1 protein-coding gene is annotated in these 732 nt (G+C 46.9%); it reads left to right on the forward strand.

The annotated features are described in order from the left end of the window. Positions 1–732 (forward strand): branched-chain amino acid ABC transporter permease (locus ACYQ3Q_RS28340; protein ID WP_459931729.1); only part of this gene is annotated, 732 nt, incomplete at both ends.

Genomic DNA, 732 nt, shown 5'->3' on the forward strand with positions numbered 1-732 from the left:
GGTCTACTCGGTCTAAAGCTCCACTTATCGTTTTGGTTATGCCTGCCAATAGCCGCCGTGGTAACTACCCTAATCGCCTTGCTGGTCGGATTAATCTCCTTTCGCACCCGAGGGCACTATTTTGTCATTCTCACCCTGTGCATCGGCGTGATCATCAACTTAGTCATTGAGAAATGGGATGATTTAACCGGAGGAGTCAGGGGCCTAATTGGAATACCTAGGCCTACCAGCATTGGGCCCATTGACTTCATATCGCTGGAATCTCAGTATTACCTAGTTCTTGTCTTCTTGATTCTAACCATTTTTGTCATGAGTCGGATCGCCTCATCCCTCGTAGGCCGAACCTTCAAATCGATCCGTAACAGTGAAGAATTAGCGGCCACTCTGGGGATCAATGTTATGCTTAACAAGCTCCTAGCCTTTGGCATCGCTGCCTTTTTCACGGGTATAGCGGGGGCGTTGTTTGCAGGATATATCCGGTTTTTAGGTCCGGATATTAGTAACCCCCATCTAACTTTTGAATTTTTGTTATTTTTATTAATAGGAGGTCAAGCGACCATCGCCGGTCCCCTAGTGGGAACCCTTTTAGCCACAGGACTCACGGAAAGCCTCCAGTTTATGCAGGAATATCGGATGGTTGTCTTTGGAGCTCTGTTGATCTTAATCGTTAAGTTTTTCCCAGGAGGGCTTGTGGGAGCAACCATGAATTTAAAAGCAAACCTCGAAAAGCGG

It is taken from the genome of Desulfosporosinus burensis (assembly GCF_054657535.1).